Source organism: Paenibacillus sp. FSL W8-1187 (genome assembly GCF_037965485.1).
In the GTDB taxonomy this organism is placed as follows: domain Bacteria; phylum Bacillota; class Bacilli; order Paenibacillales; family Paenibacillaceae; genus Paenibacillus_O; species Paenibacillus_O pasadenensis.
Genome location: NZ_CP150181.1, coordinates 856,885 through 870,949, shown reverse-complemented (window position 1 = coordinate 870,949; position 14,065 = coordinate 856,885). Strand labels below are relative to the sequence as shown.

General features: G+C 67.1%; 11 protein-coding genes. 9 read left to right on the top strand and 2 right to left on the bottom strand.

Translation table 11 applies throughout. From position 1 onward, the window contains the following. Nucleotides 1–92 precede the first annotated feature (92 nt). The 3 genes from NYE40_RS03865 to NYE40_RS03855 all read left to right on the top strand — a co-directional run bounded on the left by NYE40_RS03865 (nt 93) and on the right by NYE40_RS03855 (nt 3,019). Entirely contained in the window at nt 93–1,331 is a 1,239-nt protein-coding gene (locus tag NYE40_RS03865; protein WP_153782779.1) for an MFS transporter, read from the top strand. 4 nt (nt 1,332–1,335) lie between these two features. Continuing rightward, nucleotides 1,336–2,046, top strand: coding sequence for an MOSC N-terminal beta barrel domain-containing protein (locus tag NYE40_RS03860; protein ID WP_194843259.1), 711 nt, complete (start codon nt 1,336–1,338; stop codon nt 2,044–2,046). 601 nt (nt 2,047–2,647) lie between these two features. Next, nucleotides 2,648–3,019, top strand: coding sequence for a hypothetical protein (locus tag NYE40_RS03855; RefSeq protein WP_101808520.1), 372 nt, complete (start codon nt 2,648–2,650; stop codon nt 3,017–3,019). 17 nt (nt 3,020–3,036) lie between these two features. Here the strand turns inward: NYE40_RS03855 and NYE40_RS03850 are convergent, their stop codons facing one another. Beyond that, on the bottom strand, nt 3,037–3,531 hold the full coding sequence (locus NYE40_RS03850; RefSeq protein ID WP_101808519.1) for a hypothetical protein: 495 nt from the start codon (nt 3,529–3,531) through the stop codon (nt 3,037–3,039). A 208-nt stretch (nt 3,532–3,739) separates the two neighbouring features. Between NYE40_RS03850 and NYE40_RS03845 the strand changes: the two genes are divergently transcribed. The 3 genes from NYE40_RS03845 to NYE40_RS03835 all read left to right on the top strand — a co-directional run bounded on the left by NYE40_RS03845 (nt 3,740) and on the right by NYE40_RS03835 (nt 7,719). Beyond that, nucleotides 3,740–5,269 carry a long-chain-fatty-acid--CoA ligase gene (locus tag NYE40_RS03845; protein WP_101808518.1) on the top strand — a complete coding sequence of 510 codons (1,530 nt, stop codon included), beginning with the start codon at nt 3,740–3,742 and terminating at the stop codon, nt 5,267–5,269. 256 nt (nt 5,270–5,525) lie between these two features. Beyond that, a complete protein-coding gene (locus NYE40_RS03840) occupies nt 5,526–6,041 on the top strand; it encodes an SRPBCC domain-containing protein (protein WP_101808517.1) in 516 nt (171 codons plus the stop codon). Nucleotides 6,042–6,255: 214 nt separating this feature from the next. Beyond that, on the top strand, nt 6,256–7,719 hold the full coding sequence (locus NYE40_RS03835; RefSeq protein WP_180968445.1) for a M20/M25/M40 family metallo-hydrolase: 1,464 nt from the start codon (nt 6,256–6,258) through the stop codon (nt 7,717–7,719). A 263-nt stretch (nt 7,720–7,982) separates the two neighbouring features. Here NYE40_RS03835 and NYE40_RS03830 read toward each other — a convergent pair whose 3' ends face one another. Next, on the bottom strand, nt 7,983–8,744 hold the full coding sequence (locus tag NYE40_RS03830; protein ID WP_153782777.1) for a hypothetical protein: 762 nt from the start codon (nt 8,742–8,744) through the stop codon (nt 7,983–7,985). 202 nt (nt 8,745–8,946) lie between these two features. On the opposite strand from NYE40_RS03830, the gene NYE40_RS03825 reads away from it, so the two are divergent. From NYE40_RS03825 to NYE40_RS03815, 3 genes are all read left to right on the top strand, one after another. Next, complete coding sequence (locus tag NYE40_RS03825; protein ID WP_052333495.1) at nt 8,947–9,600, top strand: phosphatase PAP2 family protein; 654 nt, start codon at nt 8,947–8,949, stop codon at nt 9,598–9,600. 215 nt (nt 9,601–9,815) lie between these two features. After that, nucleotides 9,816–10,526, top strand: a complete 711-nt coding sequence (locus NYE40_RS03820; protein ID WP_052333494.1) for a lysoplasmalogenase — start codon at nt 9,816–9,818, stop codon at nt 10,524–10,526. 307 nt (nt 10,527–10,833) lie between these two features. Continuing rightward, complete coding sequence (locus NYE40_RS03815; protein WP_084137481.1) at nt 10,834–14,049, top strand: response regulator; 3,216 nt, start codon at nt 10,834–10,836, stop codon at nt 14,047–14,049. Nucleotides 14,050–14,065 lie beyond the last annotated feature (16 nt).

The following is a 14,065-nucleotide window of genomic DNA, read 5'->3' as shown; positions in this document are numbered from 1 at the left end:
CGTCCTACGGCTACTTATTTGTTCTCTGAAAAATCGCTATACTGGACGAAACAGACGCTGCTTCCCGCATCAAAGAAAGGAAGGTCGGCTTCATGAACCCAATCCCGGACGAGCCGGGACGCATCGTCCGAGGCTCGGACGACTACCGGCGCGCCGGCCGTTCGCTGTTCGTGGCCGGCGCGGCCACGTTCGGCATGCTGTACAGCGTGCAGCCGCTGCTGCCCGAGTTCGCCCGCGAGTTCGGGCAGACGCCGGCCGGAGCCAGCCTCACGCTGTCGGTCAGCACGGTGCTGCTCGCCGCCGCGCTGCCGATCGCCGGACTGCTGTCCGACCGCATCGGCCGCAAGCGCGTCATGGAAGCATCGCTGCTGCTGGCGAGCCTGATCTGCCTCGCTGCGGCGCTGGCGCCGGGGTTCGCCTCGCTGCTGGCGCTGCGCGCGCTGCTGGGCATCCTGCTGGCCGGACTGCCGGCCGTAGCGATGACCTACCTCGCGGAGGAGATGGATCCCGCCAGCCTCGGCGCCGCGATGGGGCTGTACATCAGCGGCAACTCCATCGGCGGCCTTGCCGGCCGCGGCGCGGTCAGCACGATCAGCGACCTCGCCGGCTGGCGCTGGGGCGTCGGAGCGGTCGCGCTGTGCGGCCTGCTCGCCGCCTGGCAGCTCATGCGCCGACTGCCGGAGCCGCGCCGGAGCGCGGCGAATCGGACGACGCCGCAGGAGATGCTGGCGCATTCGCGCCGCCATCTGCGGCGGCCCGTCCTGCTCGCGCTGTTCGGCATCGGCGCGGTGCTGATGGGCGGCTTCGTCACGCTGTACAGCTATCTCGCCTTCCGGCTGCTGGCCCCGCCGTTCGAGCTGCCGCAAGCGTGGGTCGGCTGGATCTTCATCCTGTTCCTGACCGGCTCGGTCAGCTCCCCGCTCATGGGCAGGCTGCGCGACCGACGCGCCGCGCTCGGCCTGGCGCTCGGCCTGCTGGCCGCCGGGCTGGCGCTGACGCTGCCGGAGCAGCTCGGCCTCACGCTGCTCGGCACGGCGCTGTTCACGGCGGGATTTTTCGGCGGACATGCCGTCGCCAGCGCCTGGGTCGGAGCGGCCGCGCCCGCAGGACGCGCGCAGGCGTCCTCGCTGTACCTGCTGTTCTACTATGCCGGCTCGAGCCTGGGCGGGACGGCCGGCGGCCTCGCCTGGAGCGCGGCCGGCTGGCCGGGCGTCGTCCGCCTGATCGGCGGCATGCTGGCCGCCGGACTGCTGCTGTGGCTGGCCCTTTGCCTGCTGCCGTCGGCTCGCCTCTCGGCCCGTCCCTATGATCTCGACAAAGGAGAACGATGAACGCATGCGAATCGGACAAACAAGCGAAATCTGGCGCTATCCCGTCAAGTCGATGGGAGGCGAGCGGCTGCAAGGCGTCTCCGTCGAGCGGTACGGCCTGGAAGGCGACCGCTTCTGCAGCCTGTACGACGAAGCCAAGGAAGGCTGGAGCAGCTACCATACCGCCCGCAAGTTCCCCGCCCTGCTGATGTACCGCGCCGCCTACGGGGAAGAAGGCGTGCGCGTCGATTCCCCGCTCGGCCCCTCCTACCGCTGGGAGCCCGCCCTCGGGGACGAGCTGGAGCAGGTGACGGGCACGCGCATGTCGATGAGCGCGGAAGGAGCTCCCGGCCGCGAAGGCAACGGCTTGATGGCGGTCGACGCCGCCAGCGTGCTGATCGTCACCGACGCTTCCCTGCGGCGGCTGAAGGCCGCTTGGGGCAAGGAGGCCGAAGCCCTTCGCTTTCGACCGAACCTGCTGCTGCGGACGGACGAACCCGAGCTCGACGACGAGTCGCTGCTCGGCGCGCGGCTGCGCATCGGCGGCGCGCTGCTGCAGGTCGATTCGTTCTGCCAGCGCTGCTCGATGGTCAATTACGATCCGGACAGCCTGGAGCGCGATCCGTCGCTGCTGCGCGTCGTGAACGACCGCTTCGGGCTGAGCTTCGGGCTGTACGCCTCGGTTCTCGAGCCGGGCCGGATCGCCGAGGGCGATGCCGCTCTGCGCGAGGGCTGAGCGCTAGGCGGGGCGCGCGGGCTGAGCGCTAGGCGGGGCGCCTGTGGGCCGGGCGAGGGCCGAATCGCCGAGGGCGATGCCGCGCTGCTCGAGGGCTGAGCGCTAGGCGAGGCGCCTGCGGGCCGGGCGGAGCTCGGTCTTGCGAGCGGCTAATCCAGTCGAAGCGCGGAGGACCGCTTGCGACGAATCAGAGCGTTAGCAGCCCCAAAAAGGGCGGCTCCCAACTCTAACGACGCGTCACGCGCTTAGCCCTGCAAAAGGCCGGAAAAACATGCAGAATCATGCGAGCGGCCTATTGGAAGCGTCTGACGCGTCGTTACGTTTTTGGAAGCGCGAAAAAAAGGGCTCTAAGCGTCTGAGGCGTCGTTGGCAACGGATGGGAACGACTCAATTCCAGCGGAACCGTCGGAAACCACCTTTCGCAAAAGCCGCGAGCCGAACCAATCGGCAGCACGCGGCGGTCCGACCGGAGGCATGCTGCCGCAGGCTGGCCCTGGGTAAGGAAGTAGTCGTTCATGCTCCCCCGGCAGGCGCCCCGAACCTTTCGCAGCTTCTATCATATTCTGCTAGGGAAGCCAATCCGAAAGGAAGATTCCCTCCGATGAAACCTGTGCAAGCCAGCCAGACCTATCCCCGCCTCACCGTTTACTCCGAAGAGCGCTACGGCGGCGTCAGCCGCATCTACCGGGGCAACCTCGGCATCCGCGATACGGACCGTATCCTCGACGGCTTTGAGAGCCTTCGCTTCTTCTCCACCAGCCCGAACGCCACGCTCGTCGTCTTCTCGGAGACGCGCTTCCGCGGCAACTTCCGCGTCTACCGCGGCTCGGTCCGCAACCTGCCCGATCTGGACGATCTGATCGGCGGCGAGGATGTCGAGTCGCTGATCTCGACGAACCAATCGCTGACCGACGCGCAGATCCGCGAGATCCGCCGCACGGGCTCGCTGCCCGCCGGCTACCGTCTGCTCTAGCGGTTCTCCGCCAGCGCTCAGACGCCTCCCGCTGCCGCCGACTGCTTCTGCATCGCGTTCATGCCGAGAATGACCGCCGCCCACTCCAGCGGCGGCACTTGGCATTCGCCGCACTCGAGGCGGAAAGCTCCGGCCGACATCCAGCCGCTCACCCGCTCGAAGCGGCCCACGATCCGCCCGTCCTCGTCGGCGATCTCGTACTCTTTGGACATCGCGGGCGACGTCAGCTGGTAGACGCCTCGACCGTAGCTGTCATATTCGAAGCGCTTGGAGAAAAAGGCCATCCGCCAGCGCAGCTGTCCGATCTCCTCGCCGCCGGCCTGCAGCACCCTCCACTTGCTCGAAAAGGCCAGGAACCTGCCTTCGTACAAGCTTTCGCCCGCTGCGCCGAAAATCTCCAGCGAGGAGCCGAACGCGCTCCTCAGGTCGACCTTGCCGATCGGCCGGCCGGACGCGTCCATGATCTCGGTTTCGCCGGAGCTGAAGAAGTTGTCCCGGAAATAAAGCTCCATCTCACTCATCCTCTCCAAATCTAGTCATCTGGATAAATTCCCTTGCTTCACTAGATTATACCATCTCCATCGCGATCGCCCCACCCTCGCTGCCGGCATCCCGGCAAAAAACGCGCAGGGATTCGGAAGCGCTTCCGCGAATAAGATGGCAGTGAGTCATCGCAGATCCTTCCCCGCCTACCTAGACGAAAAAGGAGCTGACTGAAGCATGAGCTGGAACCTGGTCGAAGCGCTCGAGAACAGCGCGGCAAGCTTCCCGGAACGGGAAGCGTACGTCTACCGAGGAGCAAGCGCCACCTATGCGGAGCTGATCGAGCAGGTGCGCCGCTGCGCCGCCGGCCTGGCCGCCGAAGGCATCGCCAAAGGCGACAAGGTCGTGCTGCTGCTCGGCAACGCCCCGGAGTTCATCGCCTCCCTCTACGGCGCGCTCGCCCTCGGAGCGATCGTCGTGCCCGTCAATCCGACCTATACGGCGGATGAGCTCGCGTACATCCTCGCCGACAGCGGAGCCCGCGCCGCGATCGCCGCCGCGCCGCTGCGGCCGCTGCTCGCCGCCCTGCAAGCCCGGCTGCCCCGCCCGATCCAGCCTTTCTACGTCGGCGAAGAAGAAGGCGAGGATTCCTTTGCCCGTCTGCTGCAGCTCGGCGCCGGACATCTTGAATCCGCTTACATCGACGAAGAGGACACCGCCGTCATCCTCTACACCTCGGGCACGACCGGCAAGCCGAAGGGCGCGATGCTGTCCCATCGCAATCTGGCGACAAACGCCGAATCGGTCTATACGATGTTCGAGCTGACCGAAAACGAGCGCGCCGTGGCCGTGCTGCCGATGTTCCACATCTACTCCCTGACCGTCTGCCTGAACGCTCCGCTCGCGGTCGGCGCCTGCATCGTCATCCTCCCGCGCTTCCATCCGGTGGAGACGATCGCGGCGATCCGCGAGCAGCGGGCGACGATGTTCTCCGGCGTGCCGACGATGTACGCCTACCTGCTGCAGGTGCCGGACGCGACGGCCGCCGACTTCGCCACGCTCCGGCTCTGCTCCTCCGGCGGCGCCTCGCTGCCCGTGGAGATGCTGCGCAAGGTCGAGGAGCGGTTCGGCGTCGTCATCTACGAGGGCTACGGCCTGTCGGAAGCGGCGCCGGTGACGGCGTTCAATCCGCTCGGCGGCAAGCGCAAGCCGGGCTCGGTCGGCGTCGACATCCCGCGCGTCACGAACCGCATCGTCGATCACCAGGGCAACGAGGTGCCGCGCGGCGAGATCGGCGAGCTGATCGTGCAGGGGCCGAACGTCATGCAAGGCTACTACAAGCTGCCGGACGCCACGGCCGAGGCGCTGCGGGGCGGCTGGCTCCATACCGGCGACATCGCCCGCATGGACGAGGAAGGCTACATCTATATCGTCGACCGCATGAAGGACATGATCAACGTCGGCGGCTTCAACGTCTATCCGCGCGAGGTCGAGGAGGTGCTCTACCGCCATCCCGGCGTCTTCGAGGCGGCCGTCGTCGGCGTGCCTGACGAGACGCTCGGAGAGGCGGTCAAGGCGTACGTCGTCCGCAGCGACGAGGCGCTGACGGCCGAGGAACTGGCCGCCTTCTGCAGCGGCAGCCTCGTCAAGTACAAGCGGCCGACGGCGATCGAGTTCCTCGCCGAGCTGCCCAAGAACAGCTCCGGCAAGACGCTGCGGCGGGCGCTCAAGGAGAAGGCCCAGCAGCCTCCTTCGGCGCAGGCGTAGGCCGCAACGGATCGGATCGGCAGTCAAGCCGATGCTGCTGTCGATGCCTATGCGGCGGTTCGGACGCCGGCGGGAGCGGTCGATGCGGAAGATACGAAGAGCCGGTAGAAGGGCAGACGGACAGCCGCCTGCTGCCGGCTCTTATTCTTTATTTAGAATATTCCTTGACAGGAATATTCAAATGAAGCTATAGTGGATTCATGGCTAACGCATCCATGGAACTTGCACCGACTACTTTTCGAGGAGGAATGGGATCATGACCACGAGCATGCGGATCCGGGTCGAGGGCAATCAGTTCATAATGGAGAGGACCTTCGGCGCTCCGAAGGATCTCGTATTCCGCGCTTTTACCGAAGCCGAGCATCTGAAGAAATGGTGGGGACCGCGCGGCTGGACGCTGACAAGATGCGACATCGACTTCCGCCCCGGCGGCGTCTGGCATTACTGCATGAAGTGCGAGGATCCGGCGCAGGGCGACTTCTACGGCATGGAATCCTGGGGCAAGACGATCTATAAGGAAACGAATCCGCAAGACTTCTATTCCTGTACGGACTACTTCTCGGACGAGGAAGGCACGATCAACGAGGAGCTGCCTCCGTGCTTCACGGAGCTGGAGTTCGTGGAGCGGGACGGCTCTACGACCGTCATCAACCGCAGCCGCTACGAGACGGCGGCGCAGCTGCAGTCGGTCATTGACATGGGCATGGAGCATGGCGTCCGCGAAACATGGGACCGGCTCGAGGAGCATCTGGCCGCCGTTCAATCCGCCTGAACCGGACGGGCCGAGGCGAACCGGCTGCCGCCGCCCGCCGGCGGCGATGCGGCTTCGTCCCGGTCCGGACCCCACATCGGATTCGGGCCGGCATGCCGGGGGAATCCGCTCTTCTTCGGGAAGAGAATGTTATCCGTTGACGCGCGGAGGCGGCATTGGTACGGTGGACTTGTACTCCCCGAACCTATCCCCCATGCAAAGGCGGAGATCCCCCATGCCCCAGCCCGCAGTCTCGATCCTGCTTCTCCTGCTCGCGCTCCTGCTCGTCCTGGCGGCCGTCCTGCTCGTGCGGGCAGCGCGGTTCCGGCCCGATGCGGCCGACCTCGCGCCCCATGCCGGCGGCGGCGAGCCGATCCCTGTCGACGCGGATGCCGCCGCCGGCAGGCTGTCCCAGCTGATCCGCAAGCGCACCGTCTCGAGCCGCGAGCCGTCATCGGCCGACCGCGCCGAGTTCCGCTCGCTGCTGGATCTGCTGCCGGATCTCTATCCCGCCGCCCATCGGGCGCTGGAGCGGGAGATCGTGAACGGCCGCACGCTGCTCTACCGGTGGCAAGGGGCTGAGCCGGAGGCGCCGACCGTGCTCATGTCCCATTTTGACGTCGTGCCTGCGGAAGAAGAGGGCTGGCTCCATCCGCCGTTCTCCGGCGAGATCGCGGACGGACGCGTCTGGGGGCGGGGAGCAATTGATACGAAAGGCACGCTCGTCTGCATTCTCGAGGCGGTCGAGCAGCTCGTCGCCAGCGGCTTCAAGCCGAAGCGCGACATCTACCTCTCGTTCTGCGACGACGAAGAGATCGCGGGCGACGGCGCGCCGACCCATGTGCGCCTGCTGCAGGAGCGCGGCATCCGGCCCGGCCTCGTCGTCGACGAGGGCGGCGCCGTGGTGGAGAACATCTTCCCCGGGGTGCGCGGACCGATCGCCGTCGTCGGCGTCGCCGAGAAGGGCGTCAGCGACTTCGAGCTGGTCGTGCGCGGCGCGGGCGGACATGCCTCCGCCCCGCCCCGCCTCGGTCCGGCGTTCCGGCTGGCGCGGGCGATCCAGCGGCTGGAGCGGCGGCCGCCGAAGCCGTTTTTCCCGCCGCCGACGCTGGACATGCTCGATACGCTCGGACGGCGCTCCTCGTTCGGCTACCGGATCCTGTTCGCCAATCTATGGCTGCTGCGTCCGCTGCTGGCGCGCTTGTTCCACCGGCTCTCGCCGGAAACGAGGGCGCTCAGCTCGACGACGATCGCCGTGACGACGCTGCAGGGCAGTCCGGCCGCCAACGTCCTGCCCGCCGAGGCGAAGGCTGGCGCCAATGTGCGCGTCGCCGTCGGAGAAACGGCCGCAGGCGTCGCCGCGCGCATGCGGCGGGCGATCGCCGACGATGCCGTCGAGCTCCGCATCGTGCGGGCGGGCGATCCTTCGCCCGTCTCGACGACGCGGGAGGAGCCGTACCGGATCGTGGCCGCGGCGATCCGCGGCACGTATCCCGAGGCGGCCGTGACGCCGTACGTCATGCTCGGAGGCAGCGACTCGCGGCATTTCGCCGCGGTGTGGCCGTATGTATACCGTTTCACCCCGTACGAGCTGAGCCGCGAGGAGCGCGAGACGATCCACGCCGCGAACGAGTCGCTGCCCATCCGCAAGCTCGGCAAAGGCATCGAGTTCTATATCCGCCTCATCCGCAGCGTGTAGCGGACAGCAAAGAAGCGAAGCCCGACCTTCCGGGCTTCGCTTCTTTTTCGTCATCGGCCGAGGCATGGAGGCGCGCCTGACGACGGGTTCGGCGCGAGCGCTAGGGCGTGTTTGCATACTCCGAAGGGAGCCGATAGGGCCGAATTTTTGGTCCTTGCGAGGAACGTAGGCGAAGGCGTACCGGGGGTACGTCGAGTCTGCGTGACAAAGCAGGGGGCAAAAAGGCGGTGATAGATGCCCCTGAACGGGTTTGCAAACACGCCCTAGAACAGCAGGCTGAACAGCACGAGCAGCACAACCGCATACGACGCGATCGAAGCGGCGATGAACGCGAAGCGCCGCTCCTGGCGCACCTCGAACAGCTCCGCCGTGCCCGTCACCGTCGTCGCCAGCGTCACGAGCAGCGTGACGACGAGCAGCAGCAGCGACAGCCGGATGCTCGCCAGCGCCGCGATGCCGGCCGCGGCGAAGCCTGCGCCCGACAAGAGCTGCATCGCGCCGAGCGGCACGGCAGCCTGGAGGAGGCTGCGCTTGCGGCTGCCGAAGCGGCTCCCGAACAGGTACAGGCTGCCCAGCAGCGCCGCCAGCGACAGCGCTCCCCCGAGCAGCATCCTCAGCGCGAGGCCGAAGTCAAAGCCCGGCTCGTAGGCGAACAGGCCGCCGAAGCCGAACAGGCTGTAGAACAGCCCCTGCAGCGCCTTTTGCATGAACAGCGTCCAGACCAGGAAGCCGAGCACGGATGCGCCGAGGCCGATCCAGCCGTAAGCCGAGTCCCGCTCCGGCTCCTCCCGCAGCCCCTGCAGCGGATCGCGCAGCAGCGCGGCCAGACGGCGGCCGTCCACCTGCTTGAGGCGCGCCGCAGCCGCGCCGCCCATGCCCTTGGCCGAAGCGCCTTGGGCCGCCAAGGAGGCAGCCGCTTCATGCTCGGCCGCGAACGGCGGCGCGGATCGGCCGTAAGACGGCGGACGCTCCTCTTCCTCACGGAGATCGGCTGGAATCGGACGGTTTTGCGGATCAGTAGACATGACTTGAAATCCTCCCTTTTTATGGTCGATTAAGGGGAATATCGGCAATTCCGCCTCTGTCCGACACCTCGATCTGCTTGCGGGCGATAGCGCCTTTCCGATTCGTCGCGGCTCCGAGGCCCTCCGGACCGGTTTTCCTGTGTTCCCGCTTCTTTCCCGTGCTATAATGCGGGATGAAAACATGGAAGAAAGGCGGATTGACATGAAAGCATGGCTCATCGCGGCTGCGGCCGCGCTCGCCTTCGCGGCGCTCGCGCTCTGGGCGCCGATGGACGGCACGGCACCGATCGACGATTCCATCCGCGGCTCCTGGTCGCTGACGGCGGAGGAGCAGCCCGCCGCCGCCATGGAGGCGCTCAACAAGCTCGGCTCGACAGCCGTCTTCGCCGGAGCGACGCTGCTGGCCGCGGCGCTGTCGTGGGCATTCGGACGGCGGCGCCAGGCCGTCGTCGTCATTGGCACGGTGCTGGCCGCCCTGCTGCTGAACAGCGGGCTCAAGGAGTGGCTTCAGCGCCCCCGCCCGGAGCACGCCGGCTGGATCGAAGCGAGCGGCTACAGCTTCCCGAGCGGCAACGCGATGGTCGGCATGGCGCTGTACGGCCTGCTCGCCGTCATCGCCTGGCGCGGAGCGCGCAGCGGCTGGCTGAGGCTGGCAGCCGCCGCGGCCGCCGTCCTCGTCATCGGCGCCGTCGGCTACTGCCGCCTTTATTTCGGCGTCCACTACGCGACGGACATCGCCGCCGGCTACGCGGCCGGACTGTTCTGCGCGGCGGCCGGCGCCGCTCTGCTCGGGCCGGGCGGCTCCCGCAGCTCCGCGCTGCGCCGCCGCGGATCGCATCCGACGTTCCCGGGCTAGGACGGCGGCCGCCGCCCCTCGCCGCTTGAAGCCGCGCCAAAAGCCGCATGCGCTTGAACCGCATGCGGCTTTTTGGCGCGGCTGGCCAAGCCTTGCCCGGCAGCGCCTCCCCGCCGCCCGCCCTCGGCTGCTGTTCGAATCCGCGTTCCCGCTATATAATCTGTGTAAACGGTTGCAGATGCAGCCGCAACATTCGCCGCCATGGAGGAACGCTCATGCCAACGCCCAAGCTCGACCCCAAGTCTCCAGCCGAGCCCAAGTCCGCTTCCCGGCTCGTCCTGCCCCTGCTCATCGCCCTGATGGGGCTGATCTACATCTTCGCCGTTCCGTTCGAGCCGGAAGCGCTCAAGCTGACGTTCAAGCTCGTCCCGATGGCGCTCATCTTCGCCTACGCCTGGACCCGTCTGCCAAAGCCAGCCGACCGCCGGCCATGGCAGACGCTGGGGCTGATCGGCCTCGTCTTCTGCGCGGTCGGCGACGGCACGCTGCGCTGGTTCGTGATCGGGCTGAGCGCCTTTCTGATCGGCCATCTGTTCTATCTGTCGTCGTTCCTCCTGCGCATGCGCTTCTCGCCGCTGCGGATCGCCGCGCTCCTGCCGCTGGCCGCCTACGGCATCTTCATGGGCATGCGCCTCGTCGAGGCGCTGCGCGGCAGCGGCCAGACCGGCCTGATCGTTCCCGTCATCGCGTACGTCGCCGTCATCTCGCTGATGGCCTGGTCGGCCATCCAGACCGGAGACCGCCAGGCGATCGCGGGCAGCCTGCTGTTCGTCGCCTCCGATTCCATCCTCTCCTGGAACCTCTTCGTCGCGGACGTGCCGTTCTCCCATGCGCTCATCATGCTGACCTACTACGGCGCCCAGTTCCTGATCGCCGGCAGCCTGAGCTCCCGCGGCTCAGACGCCGCGCCGGCCCTTCGACGCTAGGCGGGCGGCTTGGCGGAGCTCCCTCGAAGGCGGCTCGGCCGCCTGGCCTCCATGCCGATCCCGGCCGGCCGCATGCGCCCTCGGGCCGCCGACGCCAGTCCGTCCCCTCCCGTCATTCGGCCCCTTTCACGCCCAGGGGGCCTTTTTTTGCCATTCCGGCCGCCCGAGCCCCTCCTCCTCCCTCTCCCGCCGTTTCTCTCTCCGATCCTTCTATCGCCTCTTCCTTCCCTCGCATTCCCTATCTATTGGAGGTTTGAAGAAGGTATAATGGAACGATGCCTAGATTCCATCCGGGAGGTGAGGACGCTTGAGAATTCAAAGCAAGATCAGCTCGCTTGTCGTCGTCCTGACCTTGACATATTTCATCGGATTGGCTTGGATTCAAGCCGATCCCGTACTGACGGCCGTCTCTACGGCCGTCGCCGCCGCCGGCATCGCCGCCTCCGCCTGGCATAGCCGGAGCCTCGGCCGGCGGATGCGCGCCGGCTTGGCCGAGACCGCCGGCATCGCCGAGCGCATCGAGCGCGGCGAGCCGGTCGCGTCCGCCGCCGCGGATGCGCCAGCGGACGAGCTCGGGGCCATCGCCGGCTCGTTCCGTCAGATCGCCCGCAGCCTGCATGTCAAGACCGAGCAGGAGCGGACGCTGCGCCTGCAAGCCGAGGAGGAGGCCTGGCTCAACGCCCGCGTCTCGGAGATGGCCATCCTGCTGCAAGGCTCGATCGAGGTGGGCGCGGCTTCCCGCATCTTCCTCGCCAAGCTCGCCTCGTCGGTCGACGCGAGCTGCGGCGCTCTCTACGCGCTGCGTCCCGACGGGGCCTACCATGCGGCCGCCGGCTACGCGCATGACGAGGCCGAGCTGCCGTCCGAGCCGGTGCGGCTCGGACAAGGACTCGTCGGCCAATGCGCGGAAAACCGCGCGATGATCGAGCTCGCCGAGGTGCCGCCGGGTTATATCCGCGTCCGCTCGGGACTCGGCGCCGCCGAGCCGGCCGCCCTGCTGCTCGTGCCGATCCTCTACGAGGACAAAGCCGTCGCCGTGCTGGAGCTGGCTTCTTTCCGCGGCTTCAGCGGCAAGGAGCGCCAGCTGATCGGCCGCGTCGGCGCGGACATGGGCATCCTTATCAACACGCTCGCGGACGTCGCCCGCATCGACGAGCTGCTGCGCGAGACGCAGCTCCAGAAGGAGGAGCTCGAGTCCCAGACCGAGGAGCTGCAGGTCCAGGCCGAGGAGCTGCAGCTGCAGACGGAGGAGCTGCAGGCCCAGACCGAGGAGCTCAAAGCCCAAACGGACCAGCTGCATCGTCAGTCGCTCGATCTGGAGGCGTCCAACGAGCAGCTGCGGCTGCAGGCCGAGGAGCTGCGCGGGCAGACGGAGCAGCTGGAGGCGTCCAACCGCTCGCTGCTTGCCCAGACGGAGCTGTCCGAACGCCAGAAGCTGGAGATTCAGGCCCAGGCGGAGGAGATCCTGCTCGCCGCGCAGCATAAGTCCGAGTTCCTCGCCAACGTCTCGCATGAGCTGCGCACGCCGCTCAACAGCCTGCTCATCCTCTCCCAGATCCTCGCGGAGAACAGGCCGGGCAACCTTGTCGGCAAGCAGCTGGAGTACATCCATACGATTTATTCCTCCGGCAAGGACCTGCTGCAGCTGATCGACGAGATCCTCGACCTGGCCAAGCTCGAGACCGGGAAGATGACGCCGGTCATCGAGCCGACCGAGCTGCAGGACATCGCCGGCCGGCTGTACCGCATGTTCGAGCAGCAGGCGCAGAGCAAGGAGCTCGCGTTCGACATCCGCATCGCGCCGGACGCCCCGGATTCCATCGATACCGACGGCCACCGGGCGCAGCAGATTTTGCGCAACCTGCTGTCCAACGCCCTTAAGTTCACGGACGAGGGCTCCGTCGCCTTGAGCATCCGCAAAGGCGCGGCCGCAGCCGACGAGGTCGTCTTCGAGGTCGAGGATACCGGCATCGGCGTGCCGACCGCGAAGCTCGAGTCGATCTTCGAAGCGTTCCAGCAGGCGGACGGCACGACCAGCCGCAAGTACGGCGGCACGGGACTCGGCCTGACGATCAGCCGCGAGCTGGCCGAGCTGCTCAGCGGGCGCATCGAGGCGGAGTCGACGCCGGGACAGGGCAGCCGGTTCCGGCTCGTCCTGCCTGCTCGCCAGAGCGAGGCCCGTGCCCAAGCCGCCGCGGCGGCGCAGGCCACGATCTCGATCGCCGAGAAGGCGAAGGCTCCGGCCGCCGCCAAGTTCATGGAATCGTTCGTGCCGGACATCTCGATCTCCAACCCGAAGCTGCTGCAATTTTCGGAAATGGAGGACGATCGGGACCGCATCGAGCCGGGCGACGCCGTGCTGCTCATCATCGAGGACGACGCGGCCTATGCCGCGATCCTGCTGAAGCTCGCCCGAAACCGCGGCTTCAAGGCGCTCGTCGCCTTCCAGGGCGACCAAGGGCTCGCGCTCGCCCATGCGTACAAGCCCGACGCGATCGTGCTCGACACCGACCTGCCCGTGCTCGACGGCCGGTCGATCATCAGCCGGCTCAAGAGCCGTCCGGAGCTGCGCCATATCCCGGTCCACGTCATCTCGACGGAGGATCGGGACCAGCAGACGCTCAGCCTCGGCGCGCTGTCCTTCTGGAAGAAGCCGAGCGGCGAGGACGAGCTGGCGACGGCGTTCCTCGAGATCGACTCCTACATCCGCCGCAAGGAGAAAAGCCTGCTCATCGTCGAGGACAACGCCGACCTGCGGCATAGCCTCGTCGCCTATATCGGCCACCCCGACGTCCGCATCACCGCCGTCGGCAGCGGACGGGAGGCGCTGGAGCAGCTGATGATGCAGCATTTCGACTGCATGGTGCTCGATCTCGGCCTGTCGGACATCTCCGGCTTCGATCTGCTGGAGCAGGTCAAGACGAACCGCAAGCTGCAGACGCTGCCGACGATCATCTATACCGGCAAGGAGCTGAGCCGCCAGGACGAGCAGAAGCTCAAGCAATACGCGGAGAGCATCGTCATCAAAAACGTCCGCTCGATGGAGCGGCTCTACGACGAGACGGCGCTGTACCTGCATCGCCGCACCGCGGACCTGCCGCCGGACAAGCGGCAGCTGATCGAGAAGCTGCATGATCCCGCGGCCGCGTTCGAGGGCAAGCGCATCCTCATCGTCGACGACGACATGCGCAACATCTTCGCCCTCTCGAGCGTGCTCGAGGGCTACAACATGGACATCAGCTTCGCCCAGAACGGACGCGAGGCCGTGCGGCTGCTGCGCGAGACGCCGGATGTCGAGCTCGTCTTCATGGACATCATGATGCCGGAGATGGACGGCTACGAGACGATGCGCGCGATCCGCTCCGATCCGGCGTTCCGGACCCTCGCCATCATCGCGCTCACCGCGCGGGCGATGGAGGAGGACCGGATCCGCTGCCTCGACGCCGGCGCCTCCGACTACATGCCCAAGCCGATCAATACGACGCAGCTCGTCACGATGCTCAAGACTTGGCTGATCAACTAGAAAGAAAGGCGGTGCC